The 14656-nt window shown below is 39.6% G+C and carries 17 protein-coding genes; 11 read left to right on the top strand and 6 right to left on the bottom strand.

Going from position 1 to position 14656, the window contains the following annotated elements; all coding sequences use genetic code 11:
- Nucleotides 1-105: 105 nt before the first annotated feature.
- From EHO58_RS16305 to EHO58_RS16295, 3 genes are all read right to left on the bottom strand, one after another.
- Nucleotides 106-486, bottom strand: coding sequence for a TIGR04452 family lipoprotein (locus tag EHO58_RS16305; RefSeq protein ID WP_135680635.1), 381 nt, complete (start codon nt 484-486; stop codon nt 106-108).
- Nucleotides 487-588: 102 nt separating this feature from the next.
- Nucleotides 589-1581, bottom strand: a complete 993-nt coding sequence (locus EHO58_RS16300) for a UDP-3-O-acyl-N-acetylglucosamine deacetylase (protein WP_135680634.1) — start codon at nt 1579-1581, stop codon at nt 589-591.
- 6 nt (nt 1582-1587) lie between these two features.
- Nucleotides 1588-2271, bottom strand: coding sequence for a DUF6989 domain-containing protein (locus EHO58_RS16295; RefSeq protein ID WP_135627054.1), 684 nt, complete (start codon nt 2269-2271; stop codon nt 1588-1590).
- A gap of 126 nt (nt 2272-2397) precedes the next feature.
- On the opposite strand from EHO58_RS16295, the gene eno reads away from it, so the two are divergent.
- From eno to lcpA, 7 genes are read left to right on the top strand one after another with little or no spacing between them, the layout of a single operon-like run.
- On the top strand, nt 2398-3696 hold the full coding sequence (gene eno / locus EHO58_RS16290) for a phosphopyruvate hydratase (RefSeq protein WP_086448946.1): 1299 nt from the start codon (nt 2398-2400) through the stop codon (nt 3694-3696).
- Between the two features lie 6 nt (nt 3697-3702).
- Nucleotides 3703-4167, top strand: coding sequence for an FtsB family cell division protein (locus EHO58_RS16285; RefSeq protein WP_208728836.1), 465 nt, complete (start codon nt 3703-3705; stop codon nt 4165-4167).
- Between the two features lie 10 nt (nt 4168-4177).
- The gene (locus EHO58_RS16280) at nt 4178-4783 is read left to right on the top strand and encodes a ClpP family protease (protein ID WP_100709990.1); all 606 of its coding nucleotides are present in this window, start codon (nt 4178-4180) and stop codon (nt 4781-4783) included.
- A gap of 10 nt (nt 4784-4793) precedes the next feature.
- Nucleotides 4794-5150 carry a hypothetical protein gene (locus EHO58_RS16275; protein WP_135627055.1) on the top strand — a complete coding sequence of 119 codons (357 nt, stop codon included), beginning with the start codon at nt 4794-4796 and terminating at the stop codon, nt 5148-5150.
- A gap of 3 nt (nt 5151-5153) precedes the next feature.
- Nucleotides 5154-6155, top strand: a complete 1002-nt coding sequence (locus EHO58_RS16270) for a YheT family hydrolase (protein ID WP_135680633.1) — start codon at nt 5154-5156, stop codon at nt 6153-6155.
- A gap of 26 nt (nt 6156-6181) precedes the next feature.
- On the top strand, nt 6182-6727 hold the full coding sequence (locus tag EHO58_RS16265) for a DUF4416 family protein (RefSeq protein ID WP_135627057.1): 546 nt from the start codon (nt 6182-6184) through the stop codon (nt 6725-6727).
- Nucleotides 6702-7274: a complement regulator-acquiring protein LcpA gene (gene lcpA, locus EHO58_RS16260; protein ID WP_135627058.1), complete on the top strand. Its 573-nt coding sequence runs from the start codon at nt 6702-6704 to the stop codon at nt 7272-7274. The genes EHO58_RS16265 and lcpA overlap by 26 nt, the downstream gene beginning before the upstream one ends.
- 31 nt (nt 7275-7305) lie before the next feature.
- On the opposite strand, the gene EHO58_RS16255 is transcribed toward lcpA, so the two are convergent.
- Both EHO58_RS16255 and EHO58_RS16250 read right to left on the bottom strand, forming a co-directional pair.
- The gene (locus EHO58_RS16255; protein WP_135627059.1) at nt 7306-8061 is read right to left on the bottom strand and encodes a diacylglycerol/polyprenol kinase family protein; all 756 of its coding nucleotides are present in this window, start codon (nt 8059-8061) and stop codon (nt 7306-7308) included.
- A gap of 39 nt (nt 8062-8100) precedes the next feature.
- Nucleotides 8101-8451, bottom strand: coding sequence for an STAS domain-containing protein (locus tag EHO58_RS16250; protein ID WP_008590048.1), 351 nt, complete (start codon nt 8449-8451; stop codon nt 8101-8103).
- Between the two features lie 45 nt (nt 8452-8496).
- Between EHO58_RS16250 and EHO58_RS16245 the strand changes: the two genes are divergently transcribed.
- The 4 genes from EHO58_RS16245 to EHO58_RS16230 all read left to right on the top strand — a co-directional run bounded on the left by EHO58_RS16245 (nt 8497) and on the right by EHO58_RS16230 (nt 11857).
- Nucleotides 8497-9201 carry a hypothetical protein gene (locus EHO58_RS16245; RefSeq protein ID WP_135680632.1) on the top strand — a complete coding sequence of 235 codons (705 nt, stop codon included), beginning with the start codon at nt 8497-8499 and terminating at the stop codon, nt 9199-9201.
- Between the two features lie 18 nt (nt 9202-9219).
- A complete protein-coding gene (locus EHO58_RS16240) occupies nt 9220-9567 on the top strand; it encodes a hypothetical protein (RefSeq protein WP_135627061.1) in 348 nt (115 codons plus the stop codon).
- A 40-nt stretch (nt 9568-9607) separates the two neighbouring features.
- On the top strand, nt 9608-11143 hold the full coding sequence (locus EHO58_RS19590) for an LIC12015 family putative lipoprotein (protein ID WP_167483229.1): 1536 nt from the start codon (nt 9608-9610) through the stop codon (nt 11141-11143).
- 306 nt (nt 11144-11449) lie between these two features.
- Nucleotides 11450-11857 (top strand): helix-turn-helix domain-containing protein, encoded by a 408-nt coding sequence (locus EHO58_RS16230; protein WP_010515694.1) that lies wholly within the window; start codon nt 11450-11452, stop codon nt 11855-11857.
- A gap of 116 nt (nt 11858-11973) precedes the next feature.
- Here EHO58_RS16230 and clpB read toward each other — a convergent pair whose 3' ends face one another.
- Nucleotides 11974-14541 carry an ATP-dependent chaperone ClpB gene (gene clpB / locus EHO58_RS16225; protein WP_135680631.1) on the bottom strand — a complete coding sequence of 856 codons (2568 nt, stop codon included), beginning with the start codon at nt 14539-14541 and terminating at the stop codon, nt 11974-11976.
- Nucleotides 14542-14656: the final 115 nt, after the last annotated feature.

The following is a 14656-nucleotide window of genomic DNA, read 5'->3' as shown; positions in this document are numbered from 1 at the left end:
GCTAAAAACAAAGTCCAGCGAGACGGACCCCCTGAAAAGCCTTTTACTGGGGGAAATTTGTCCCCGGCCCCTCTAGGAACCGAGGAGATAAGATGAAAAGTAAATCTAGTTTACATTTCCGTAGACATTATTATCAGGCTGTAGGTTTGAACATTGCCCGAATAGAACGCCTATTGTAGGGGCAAGACCCAGAGCACCGAATAATTTAATCTCGTCCACACATGCATTCACATCGTCCTTAGCATAGTATTCACCAGGCTTAATTCCTGCCAAAATAGGAGGAAGAACGATATTATTTATATATGTGGTCCCTGTAAAATCACCTGTAGAAATCGCGTATAATTGAGCTGCGACAGTCGCCGCATCTTTTATTTTATCCTTTGCCTCACTCCCTTTATAACGATTCGTTAATCCGGTAGTATTTAACGCTACGCAATTTATTGCGATCGTTAGGATAAATAAGAGCGGTAATATTCCGATCCGCATTGGAAACCTCTTCTGAGAAAATTTTTGACTGTTTTGATTTTTTAAAACGGAACCGTTTCTATTACAAGTAGTTTTAGGCTTTTGGAAATCACTTGCCCGAAATTAATTTCCGATCCTGATCCCATATTTTTCTAATTCTTCCGGATCACAGGAAAATTGAGCAATATCTATCTGTTTGTGATGATCAAAAAGGAAGGTTGTCATCTTTCCGAAAAATTTCCCTTCATATTTTTCTTCTACAAAACGTAACCAAGAGATGATATCGATTAGCTCGTGACATATGAATTCGTAATTATAATCCGATCTTGGATCCTTAAATTTTCCCCGAATATTATAAATTTTATCTTCATCTAAAAGTAATACGTTTTCCAAGGTAAAGGGGTAATCTTTTAATCCGCCGGCAAGTCCTATCTGATAAAAATTTTCTGCGTCCTTTTTGTTACGGAATGCGGTGGTTCTTGCATCTCCAAAATAAGAAAAATTCTCCGCTGTGAGTTCTGTCACGATCCTGGATTTTCCTACTGTGGTTCCAGGGTATTCCACTTGATGATCTATCAAAAGGCCTTCTGACTCCTGGGCCGCCGGCTCCAAAACACAATAACCCTTCTCCCAAACTAAAGCAAATGGAGAAGATACCGAGATTTTCTTTCTTTTCTCCAATCTTTTCAGATTTCCTTTAGATGGGTCCATATAAACACGATCGCAAAAATCGAAAGTGGGAAAACTGGATTCGCTCAAAGTAAAATCGGCATACACGCCAAAAGCCAACATCCAGGCGAGAGGATGTTCTATTACCTTAACTTCTCCCAATTGTATATTATGATTTCCTTTAATACAATTCTGGCTATCCAGATCGTATCGAATTCCGTTCCAGCTAAATCCTGATCTTCCATTCTGAGACGGACTTACTTTAATTACGGATTCCTTATTTTCAAAGGTGGCCTTACCTTCTACCTGGAATTCATTTTGGATTGTATAAGAATAAGAAGGATCTATATCCACCTTCTCCGAAAACTCAAGAGGAAGACTGAAAATTTCTGGATTTCGATCCGAGATTAAGTCCTTGATTTCTGAAATTTTAGTCAGAACTTTCATTCTTTCTTAGACTTTCCAGACACCTTCTACAAATAAATAACTGAAGGAAAGCGCTCCCAAGTATACGGACATGGTTGGAATTGCCCAAAGTAATTTTGTTCTAAAAGGTTTATGCTCCGTATGAAAATATGCGAATGTAGCAAATATTCCTAAAACAAATTCAGGGAATAAAACATAGATCGCAGTATGTCCAACCATAGAAACATTCTGTGCATACCAAACAGGGATCAGTCTCATAAATTCTTCGGATAAAAAGAAGATCACAAATGCACTTCCTCCAGCTAACAGATATTTGCTGATCGGATTTGCTTCCGGATATCTTTTTTCGAATCGAGTGGAAACATATACTATAATAAAAAGTGGAATGGTCCAAAGCCCTGCCATGTAAGCGGAAACAGTTCCTAACTTATAAAATCCGTCAGGCGGAAATACCAAAACCCCGAGCACTTTGGATAAGAACCAATCCGGGACCACTTGCAGGATACTTACAGGCAAAACAAAAAGAAAAATATCCATCCAACGATCATGCTCCCAAACCTGGGCCACGATTGGCAGAGAGATATTATAAGCTAAGACCAGGAAAAACATTCTCCAACCCGTTGTAGCAGGGATCGGAAGTAATAGAACTATGATACATAGTATTGCGAAGGAGATATGAAAGAATATAGAATGTTTTTCTGTCGTTTTCATCGACGGATTTCTATCGTTATAGCCGATCCAGGCAATCTTTTTTCCTCCTTTTCCCGCTTGATTTATTTCGCCGGACCAAAAGGATTTCAGGAAAAATCTATAAGAGATAGGTATTATAAGAATCACATGTCCCAATCCTCCAAAATTTCGGCGATCCGCGCCCGCGAAATCATGGATTCCAGAGGCAATCCTACGGTAGAAGTAGATGTTAAACTGGAAGACGGCTCATTCGGTAGAGCTGCAGTCCCTTCCGGAGCTTCCACAGGAGAATACGAAGCAGTAGAATTAAGAGACGGAGATAAATCCCGTTATTTAGGAAAAGGTGTCCTGAAAGCAGTCGAGAACGTAAACGTAAAGATCAAAGACGTTCTGATCGGAGAAGACGCTTTAGACCAAAACAGAATCGATTCCCTAATGTTGGATAAGGACGGAACCAAAAACAAATCCAAATTAGGTGCAAATGCAATTCTCGGAACTTCCCTTGCAGTAGCAAAAGCAGCCGCTTCTCATACAAGACTTCCACTTTACAGATACATAGGTGGAAACTTCGCAAAAGAACTTCCTGTTCCGATGATGAACATCATTAACGGTGGAGCTCACGCAGACAATAATGTGGACTTCCAAGAGTTTATGATCCTTCCAGTGGGAGTGAATAGCTTCCGTGAAGCTCTAAGAGTTGGGGCAGAAGTTTTCCATAGTTTAAAATCAGTTCTTAAATCCAAAAAACTCAATACTGCGGTCGGAGATGAGGGTGGATTTGCACCGGACCTAGCAAGCAACTTGGAAGGATTAGAAGTGATCCTGCAAGCCATCGAAAAAGCAGGTTATAAGCCTGAAAAAGACGTATTATTAGGTTTAGATGCTGCTTCTTCCGAGTTTTTCGACAAAACCAAGAAAAAGTACGTTCTGGGCGGAGAAGGAAATAAAGAGTTCTCTAGTGCAGAATTAGTAGAATACTATTCAAATCTAGTCTCAAAGTATCCGATCATTACTATTGAAGACGGTCTGGATGAGAACGACTGGGAAGGTTGGAAACTTCTAAGCGAGAAATTGGGTAAGAAGATCCAACTCGTAGGTGATGATTTATTCGTTACCAATATAGAAAAACTTTCTCAGGGAATTTCCCAAAAAGTGGGTAATTCCATCCTGATCAAGGTGAACCAAATCGGAAGTTTATCCGAAACATTGGCATCCATCGATATGGCTAAAAAAGCCAAATATACGAATGTGATCAGCCATAGATCCGGAGAAACTGAGGACGTAACTATTTCGCATATAGCGGTAGGTACGAATGCGGGCCAGATCAAAACTGGTTCCCTTTCCAGGACCGATAGGATCGCTAAATATAACGAACTTTTGAGGATCGAAGAAGAATTAGGTTCTTCTGCGGTTTACAAAGGGAGAAATACATTCTATAATCTCTGAACTTCTATGGGCATAAATCTGGCGAACAAACTGTTTTTACTTCTGCTTTTCCTTTCCGGAATGTTTTATTTCACGGTACTAGGAGAGTCAGGTTTGGTCGTCAGGTCTACCCTAGAAACCAGTCTTTCCAGCCTTCGTTTGGATGTGGAAAGACTGGAGTATGAGAATAGACAATTAGAAGAAAGGCAAAAACTTCTACGAGATGATAAGCTCGCCTTGGAGAAAGAAGCCAGAAAATATTATCTTCTCTCCGAAAACGCACAAATTATCAAATTTAGGGAGCCAGAACCAAAAGCGGAGAATCGTCCGGTCCTTGCCTCCCGTCTAATTGCTTTAAGAGCGGACCGTGATATGCCGGTCCCTCCGATCCAGTTACTTCGCTTTTTTTACGTTTCCTTTGTAGCTTTCGTATTTATTGGAGTTTTCAGGAAATTACGGAGGAAGAAACTGGAAGAACGAACCGCTGCTTAAGGGAGCCAGAATGTCTGAGACTGAAAAAATCACCGAAGTAATCGAAGAATTAGCCGGTAGCAAAATTTCCAAAAAGTTCATTGACCATAGAAAAATTTTCTTATGGGGCGCGGTTACTGACGAATCCGCAAAAGACATCGTAGGCAAACTACTCTATCTGGAAATGGCGGATCCAGGAAAAGAAATTACATTCTATATCAATAGCCCGGGTGGAGTTGTTACTTCCGGTCTTACCATCTATGACACTATGAAGATGATCACTTCTCCTGTTCATACTGTATGTATGGGACTTGCTGCTTCTATGGGATCTGTTCTTTTAGCAGCCGGTGTAAAAGGAAAAAGATCTATTTGGCCTAACGGTAAAGTGATGATCCACCAACCGAGTATCGGTGGACAGATCGTAGCTCCCGCAACTGATCTGCAAATCCATGCGGAAGAAATCCTAAAAACCAGAGCAAGATTGAATCAAATTCTTGCAGAAGCTTGCGGTCATCCTGTTGAAAAATTGGAAGAAGATACGGATAGAGATTATTATATGGATGCAGATGAAGCGATCAAATACGGTATCGTAGATTCACTCGCAACCACAATAGACTTCCCTAAACCTTCCAACTAAGGCCATTCATTTGTCTGGTCCCTCTTCCTTAGAAGAAACCGTTCGCTCCTTTCTGGAAACAATTCCGGAAGGAGCACACTCTTCCGAAAAAGAAATGCCTTCCCTATTTTTGGAATTCTCCGAGTTATTATTCGAGAATCCCGAACATACTTCTGAAAAAATTTTAATCTCCGATCTGGGCGGTTTCGAACTGGATGAATTCTTGAATTTCTATCTAGAAGATATGTTTCCGGATGATGCAAAGATCAGAGATAAGGGAAAAACATTTCTAAAAAAATTTAGAAAGTTCTTAGATAAAAAATTCCCTTTAAAAAAAGAACAAGAAGAAGAGTGGAAAGAGTTTTTTAAAGAAAACGAGATCCGTTGATCTATGGAAGCCTCTCATTTTCGGCCTAAAAGATTTGTTTCGGGCAAACACGCTCAAACAATTTATAATACTCTTTTCCCACCTGAAAATCCACTTAGGACTTCTTATTACTGCGAAGATATTCTTCTCACTGTAAGCGGAGAATCGGGAGACAAACTTTGGTTAGAACATAACCCTCCAGTTTCTTCTTATCGTAAGAGCGCTATTCCTTCCAACGGAACTTATATACTCATGATCCATGGAATGGAAGGTGACTCGGAAAGTTCTTATTTAGTTTCCCTCGCTAGTTCCGCCTTGGAAAGAGGATACGGGATCATCCGTATGAATCTACGCAACTGCGGAAGAGGAAGAGGATTTGCTAGAAAATCATATTACGCAGGCCAGTCTGAAGATTTACAAGATGTTCTGGATTATATCTATGAGTATTTGAGTAAGAAGATCTATGTATCCGGATTTTCTCTCTCCGCAAACCTCGTCCTAAAATTTTTCGGGGAATCCAGAAACCATAAGTCACTCGCATTCTCTGCAGTTTCCCCTCCTCTGGATCTTGCCAAAAATTGCGATTTTATAGATTCACTTTCCGGAAGATTTTATAGGAATCATTTCATAAGTAGTTTTAAGAAGAAGATCAAAGAAGGTATCTTGGAACTGACTCCGCTGCAGTTAGAAAATTCCAAGAAGGTAAAAACATTTTTCGACTTTGATGATATGATCACTGCTCCTTCTTTCGGATATCCGAGTGCTATGGAATATTATAAGAAGAACTCTTGCATCAATTACATACAATCCATCACTCATCCAGGAATTCTGATCCATGCGGAGGACGATCCGGTAGTTCCTTTATTCGAATGGAATTCTATTAACTGGTCCAAACTTCCGAACTTAAAAACGATCCTGACCAAACAAGGGGGCCATGTCGGATTTGTAACTGATTCAAATCCTGATCTTCCGGATGGTCGCTGGCTTACTAAAATTCTGCTGGATTATTTCGATTCCAAATTATAATCTGCTGCTTAAAACAAGCCAAACAAGTGAATCCCAAACAGACTTCTTCCAAACCCAAAAAACCTCTTCCAGCTTCTTTCTTTCTAGTGGTTTCCTACGAAAATGAAGAGGCTTATTATCGTTTGAAAGAAAAAGCGGAAGATTCGTTTTCTCAAACCTTATACGAATCAAAACCGCTTCCCAAATGGACTCACCAATTTGAGAATTTTCTGGATTCCCCCATCGGACGATTTACTCGTGTACTTTCTTTAAAAAGAAGGATTTCCAGAGAAGAACTTCCTAGTCTCCAAAAAGAATGTACCAAATTCCAAACTCATTTGCATAAATCAGATGAATCTATCAGAATATTTCCAGGTTACCTTACTCCTTATAATCTGGTTTTAGCCTCTTTGGAAGAAGATCTACATAGGATCTATATGTTCCATGGAGTATTTGCGGAGATCATTTATACGTACCAGGGACAAAAATGGATCCCTCAAGGTTCCGCCTGGGAATTTTTTAAACATCCCGAAGTTTTATACTTTTTTACTAATTTACGAGAATCTTATGTTAGCTCTTTGGAAAAACGTTAAACTCACATCATTATCCCTGCTTGTATTCGCAGCCTGCGAACCAAGTGTTCTTTCCGTAAGCAACGTGGAACTTTGCGACTATTTTACTAGAGACGGAGTTTGCAGAGAACCTTCTCCATTGAATAAAAAATATTCTGTGGATATACCGAATGCGAAAAAGCCGAATACATGGGAAGAATTAGGGAACTATCTTTATTTCCACGCTCGTGAAACTCCAGGTTTCGTCCTCAGAATGAATCGTAGGATGAGTCCTGAAGAAAGAAAACAGATCCAAGAGACCTACTTTGCAATGTATGAATTTGCAGGTGTAAAAGGTAAAATGGAAGGTTTCGAAATTGGAGAAGATTGGATCGGTTCTTTTAATTACCTAGGTTCTATGGTGAAGGAAAAACAAAAAAAAGAAAATCGTTTAGGTCAATATCCTTACGAAACTTCCATTTTTCCTACAGATTTAGAATTTACTTGGTCTGCAAAAGGGATCAAAGGTAATACAAAGACCAAAATTGATTTTGTATATCATGTTCTTCCTGCGGAAAAAACTCCTTAAAGTTTTTCCGCAAAAAGATAATTCGATTTTTCTAATATGTTTCGAAAATTTGGGCTGGATTTAAAAAGATCTGACCTATACTCAGATCCAACGTAAAATACGCAAAAAATCCCAAGATGATCGCGGATACGACCGGGATCAAAAGATTATCATCCACAATCCCATTCCAGTAAGTTCCACTATAAAGTTCAGTAACGGCGGCTGCGATCACTGCAGGCAGAACTAAGATAATATTCTGCCAAAATTCTCCGGAGGAAAATTGATAAATTCCTAGCTCTCTCGAACCCGACTGAACCACATAAATAAACCAAAGTCCTACAATTGTAGAAGATAGAATGAATGCCAAAATCCCTTCTTTTGATTTACCATTAGAAAATCTGTTCTTTCCGAAATGAGTTCCGACCCAGGCAGCCATTGGATCCCCTATCACCAAGAACAATAAAGAAAGAATCGCTATATCAGGAGGGAAGAAAAAGACCACGAATGTAATGGAAAGAAAATAAGGGAATGTGCCGTTGATCCTGGACTTCTCCTCTTCTTTTAATAAAGGACCGGCTAACTTTACGAATACCGTTTGAACGACTGGAATATGGAACCTTGCCCACTCTAATAAGACCAAAAGTACAAGACATAGAATGAGTAAAATTGTAAGAATAGCGCGGGTAGCATACACTAACAAAAATTGCCCATGGAATACATCGAAATAATAGAAGGCGGGAATGATCAGCCCGAGTAAATGCCAGGCCTTTCTAAAATAATTAAAGGAAGAAGTTTTTTCAGATTTCATTTTCTATTTCCGAGATTGTCCATCTTAGATCCGAGAATATCAACGTTTAGAGGCCATCTTTAAGGCGGCTTCTTCGTCGTTTGCGATTAGGAAAAATCCACTTAGGCCAGCCATTTTAAAAACATTGATCACGGCTTTGGAGATATTTACAAGGACGAGTTTGTTCTTACTGGAAAAACTGGATTGGCTCACTTCTTTTAAGGCCTGGACCCCGGTGGAGGATACCAAATGTACGTCTTCCATATCCATGATGACCGGTCCCTGGCGGACTGCCAAGGAAAGCACATCCTTAAATTTTTTCTCCGTAAAGGAGTTGATAGAACCCTGCAATTTCAGAACTTGAACGCTGTCTATCTTTTCCGTTGAGATGATAATCTCGTTCAGGATCATAACGGTTCGATTCGTCAAGATACCGGAATTTCATAATAGATACAAATGGTTTTTCTATTCTTCACCTCAGCTTATCTATTTTTCAAAACCTATGGATTTCCATTTTCAGGTTCCTTGGTGCTTTGTCTTACCATCGCATTTTCCCAATTCCATTCTTCTAAAACGCTTAGACCCAATCTCAATTTTTTAATATTTCCGGCTTCTATATGTGCAGTTTCCTTTTGGGACGGAACTGCTGCGGAATCCATTTTAGATTTAGTTTGTTTGAGTCTTGCAGGTATGATCTCTTCGGGTGGATTTTCTTTTTTAGGAAGCCGTTCGCCAGCGTTTAGGGAGACTTTAGGTGTCCTAATATTGGCAGGTTCTTGTATCCTTTCTTTTTCCAGAAGGGAACTTTCTCCATTTCTGATCCCTGCACTTTCCTTATTTCTAATTTTATCCATTCCGAAACAGGTTCGTATTATTATTTTAGGACTTTGTGTTTTACTTTCGGGAGTTTGGCTCTTATATGAGCCGGCTCATCCCGGTTTAGAACCTTCCCTATTTAAATCAGTACTCTTATTTTTAGGAATGTTTTGGGTAATTTGGAAGGGAAAAAAAGATCTTATTAGCGGTCTCTTATTTTCTACCTTCTTCTTTCTTATATGCCTATCCAAACCGGGAGAGGAGTTGATGATCCTCACCTGCGGACTCTTTTTTTCCTACTTGCAAGAAGCAGCCTGGGGCCTAGACTCAGGAACTGAAGTTTAAAGTTTCAGGTCTCATTCCATGAAAATTAAAGTGGCACATCTTTTACGCAAAACAGAAGAAATAGATAGGGACCTGACCGAACTAGGCAAGATCAAGGATAGAATTGCAGCAGACCGGGATTATTCCGAATCTTTAAAAGTATCTATTGGAGCGGAGATGGATAAGCTCTCCACTCAAAAACAAGAGATGCTTTCCATGAAGACAAAGGAAACTCCATCCGATTGGAATTCTTCCGGCAATCCTTCAGGCGCTAGGGCAGCCGAAGGACTTTACCAAGACAACGAAAAACGCCTAACTCGCGAAATATCCGTTGAAATCCAAGGTAAGAAGCAGCAACCTGCCCGAAAGACCATTCATAAATACTAGTTTTTTCGAGATCCGAAAAGAACAGGTTATATAAAACAACATGAACAAAAAAATAATCGTACTCTCCTTCCTGGCGGCATTACTCTTTCAGTGTAATTCGGACTCGGATGTATTAGCCTCTTTCAAAGGAGGAACAGTTACCAGAAAAGAACTCAGGAACTTCTACCAACTAAATACAGGCGGACGCAAACCGGAGCCGAATCATCCAACCAAAGAAGAACAAACTCAACTTCTGGAAACTTTAGGTCTTTTCAAATTGATCTCTTTGTACAATACAGAAAAGAAACTTGTATCCGAAGATGAACTATCAGTTTTCTTAAAATACTCCAAACCACAAATGGCTGCTTCTTTCCTCCAAAGAAATTTAGCGGAGAAGTTGGAGCAAGTTGGTAAATTAAAATTCGCTTTTGTTCGAGTAATCGCAGTTTTTTCTTTCGATCCTAAAGACGAAGAAGTCACAAGACAAAGAGCCCAAAGTATTTTTGAAGGGATCCAAAAACTTTCCTCTAAAAAAGAAATCATCCAATATGTGCAAGATCATACTGATCAACCTGCATACAAAGCAGTGGGTGGATTATTAGAGCCACAATGTTTAAATTGTGGAAATGATCCTAACCTTGCTTTTTACCAAGAAGCTGCCGAGAACGAAGGGAAATGGGTCTTAAAAGAGATCGATGACCAACTTCCTCCAGGATCTGATCCGAAAGCTCCTAGAAGGAAAAAATTCCTGATCTTAAGAGTAGAAAGAGTAGAGACAATTTACGCTTCGAGAGTAGGAAAATTTTTCTCAAAAGAATTCGGAAAACTAAAAAGTCTCGCTAAAAAATACATTGAGACTCCTGGAATTTCGGACCAGATCAAAGCAGAAGTAAAACGTAATTATCTAGACCTGAAAGTAGATGATATCGCCCCTCGTTACGAAGACTTCATGAAAAAAAGATTCTTGTTCAGCGCAGTTAGCGAGCAAGAAGAACAATTAGTAAAGAATGCTGGTTTCGAAAAGGCTAATATCACCCAAGACAATCTGAATACTTTCAATCATGAATCTGTCCTATTAACTAATACCAAAACAGGCGAAACCGTTAAGTTCAAAGATGTTTTGAACGAGTTGGAACAATTGGCAAAACAAAGCGGCCTTGATTCTTCTAAACTAGATGATAAAGCGAATGTGCTCCAATTTTTCAGACAACAATATATTTGGTATAAAATAGCGGATCATTCTACTGAATTAAAAGACGCTTTAGAATCTAAAGATTTCCAAGATATGTTCAATGTAATGAAACTATACATTGTACAACCATTGGTATTCAAGAGAGAACTTCCAAGCGATGTAACTGTTTCAGAAGCAGAAATGAGAGAGCAGTACGAAGCTGCCAAAATGTTCTCTTATGCTAAATCAAATCCGAACAATCCTCAAGACAGAACTCCTATGCCTTATGGTGAAGTTAGAGAGAGAATCAAAGAAGATTTGATCCGTGCTAAGAAACAAAATTTCGTTAGAGAGCTTACCCAAAAGCTTAAAACAGATTACCAATTCATTCTGGACTCTAGCAGATTAAAAGAAGGTAAGATCTGATCGTATAGCGTATAGTTTACGATAGCTTAGATATCCCTTAAACCAGTAGTCCGAAGAGGTTATTGACCTTTATACTTCGGGCTACTGACCGTGTTCTACAATTCTTGATAAAGTCTAACGCCTTTTTTTATAGAATAAGATTGCAAATGCTTGATTCTTATTCTTATCTCTCTTAGTATTAGCCGACTTTGGAAAAAATTTCTATACTTAAGTGCCTGTTGAGCATGATGGAAATTTATTCTTGAGGCAAAGTAAGGTCGTTTTAAAACGGTTAAAAAGGGGAAAAGAATGAACAACCACATCTATATGCTCCGTAAAAAACGGGGAATCAAGCAATATGATATGGCAAGGGCTCTGGGTGTATCCCCTAGCTACCTTTCCAAAATTGAAACCGGAAGCCAAGCTCCTACTGAAAAATTCAGACAGGCTTGCGCTAAATATTTGAAAACGACATTAGATAAGTTATTTAACGAAAGTCCGGTAGAAGAAGTTTATCCTGAATTCAGCCAAGGACTTACCAATAAACTCTGGGCAAAACGCAGAGAATTGGGAATCAAACAATATGATATGGCTAAAAAATTAAAGGTCTCAACTCCTTTCCTTTCCAAAGTGGAGTTAGGACTATTAGAGCCGCCTGAAGATTTCAAGAGCATGGCTTCTAAAGTTTTAAAAATGAAAAAAGAGGAATTATTTCTACATAAAGTAGAATTCTAAATCGAACACGGGAGGTAAAACTCCCGTAAGCAATACTGCACATTCTTTTTCCCTTACTATGTGCTGTACCTTAGTAAAACCCCAGGTTTATAAAACCCGGGGTTTTTTATTGGAGGTTACTTGACGAGTACGGTTCCGCCGGAATAATCCAGAACGATACTCTGCCCTTCCTTAAATTCACCCTTCAGTATAAAACTACTAAGAGCGTTCCCAATTTCTCGTTGGACTAGTCTCTTTAAAGGTCTTGCTCCGTATTCAGGATCAAAACCGGCCTGCACTATATGTTTTTTTAATGCAGGAGTAAAGCTAACTGTAAGTCCATTCTCTGCCGCCTTCTTAGCCATGATCTGCAATTGAAGTTCTGCGATCTTAGCGATCATTGCCTCATCAACGGATTTGAATAGGATCACTTCGTCCAAACGATTTAAGAACTCGGGTTTGAAATGTTTTTTCAACCTTTGTTCCACCATTCTTTCTTTTTCCTCTTCCGAATATTCCGTAGAACCTAAAACATCAGAGCCGATATTGGAAGTAAGAATGATGACAGTATTCTTAAAGTCCACATTCCTTCCTTTGGAGTCGGTCAACCTACCCTCGTCCAGTATCTGTAAGAAAATATTGAATACTTCCGGATGAGCCTTCTCTACCTCATCGAATAAGAGCACAGAATATGGTCTGCGTCTTACTGCTTCTGTCAATTGTCCACCTTCATCATGTCCAATATAACCTGGAGGAGCACCGATCAGTCTGGATACGGAATGAGCTTCCATATATTCGCTCATATCTATACGAAGCATCGCATTCACATCATCGAATAAAAATTCGGACAAAGCCTTTGCAGTTTCCGTTTTACCCACACCTGTAGGTCCCAAGAATAAGAATGTACCAATAGGACGATTCGGATCTGCAATCCCTGCTCTGGATCTACGGATCGCTTCGGATAATAATTCCAAAGCATGATCCTGGCCGATTACCTTGATCTTCAGTGAATCTTCCATTTTAAGAAGTTTCGCCTTCTCTCCTTGGAGCATCTTAGATACTGGAATTCCGGTCCAGCGAGAGACTATATTTGCGATATCTTCCTCATCTACTTCTTCTTTTAGAAGTCTTCCCGAGCCTGAGATCTTTTTTAGTTCCGCGTTCGCCTTTTCCATTTCTTTGGAAAGTTCTATTAGTTTTCCATAACGTATTTCCGCGACCCTATTGATCTCTCCCCTTCTCTCCGCCTCGGCTTCTAAAACCTTGTATTTATCCGTTTCTTCCTTGATTTCCTTAATTTTGGAAATTTTAGATTTTTCAAGATCCCAACGTGCTTTTAGATTTCTAAAAAGTTCTTCCTGTTCTGAAAGTTCTTTTGCTATATTCTCCACTCTTTGTTTAGAAGCAGGATCCGTTTCTCTTTTGAGGGCTTCTTTTTCGATCTTCAAAGACTGGATCTTTTTACTTAGCTTGTCCAATTCTTCCGGCATAGAATCCATTTCTATCCTCATCTTGGAACTTGCTTCGTCTATCAGATCAACTGCCTTGTCCGGAAGGAAACGATCCGCAATATAACGATTTGATAAACTGGCTGCAGCTACGATCGCGGAATCCAATATTTTAATTCCATGATGAAGTTCGTATCTATCTTTTAAACCGCGAAGAATTGTAACTGTTTCTTCCACACTTGGTTCTTTTACATAAACCGGTTGGAACCTTCTTTCTAAGGCCGCATCCTTTTCGATATACTTCTGGTATTCCTTTAAGGTAGTTGCACCTATACAACGAAGTTCTCCACGTGCAAGCATCGGTTTCAGCATATTAGAAGCATCCATTGCTCCTTCTTGCGCGCCTGCCCCCACGAGTGTATGGATCTCATCTATGAATAGTATGATATTCCCGTCGCTATGTTTTACTTCGTCTAGAGTGGCCTTTAACCTTTCTTCAAATTCCCCTCTATACTTTGCTCCTGCGATCATCGCTCCTAGATCCAAAGCATAGATAGTCTTGGTCTTAATTCCTTCCGGAACTTCTCCTTGTATGATCTTACCGGCGAGTCCTTCTACGATTGCTGTTTTACCGACTCCAGGTTCACCGATTAAGACCGGATTATTTTTGGTCCTGCGAGAAAGCACTTGGATGGTCCTTCTGATCTCCTCGTCCCTTCCAATGACCGGATCTAATTTGCCGAGTTTCGCCAGCTCATTTAGATTTTTTGCATATTTTTTCAAGGCATCCGCTTTGTTTTCAGGTGTATCATCCATGATAGGTTGTCCTTTTCTGAGTTCTATTACTGCTTTTAATAATTTAGGATAATCGATTCCCAATTGAATGAATTCTTGGCGAAGTGAAGAAGTTCCATTCTTCAAAAATGCCAAGAGAACATGGTCCGTAGATAGATATTCATCCTTCAGCTCTGCCCGAACTTTGTCGGAAGATTGTAAGAGTGAGATAGATGCCCGTGAGAATCCCTTCTCGGAAGGACCTTCTACCTTTGGAAGTTTGTTGATCGCTTCTTCTGTCTTGCGTCGAAACTCGGACAGATTCAAACCCAGCTTGGAAAACAAAGGAGGTGCAAACCCATCTCCTTGGCTTAGGATCTGAGCAATGATATGTTCCTCTTGTATCTCTGGGTTCTTATCATAAGAGCTTTGAGCACCGGAAAGCGCTTCATTCAATTTTAATGTGATCTTATCTAGTTTCATTTATGTACGAATCCATTCTATATTCGAGTTATTACTTAGACTGGAGCTATTGCATTTTTTCCAATTTTTTCTGCCATAAAGTCAGATACGGTTTTAAGCCCATTATGTCCCGTTT

The sequence above is a fragment of the Leptospira selangorensis genome, from assembly GCF_004769405.1.
Lineage (GTDB): Bacteria > Spirochaetota > Leptospiria > Leptospirales > Leptospiraceae > Leptospira_B > Leptospira_B selangorensis.
The sequence above is the reverse complement of the archived record's forward strand: the minus strand, read 5'-3'. Positions and strand labels throughout refer to the sequence as shown.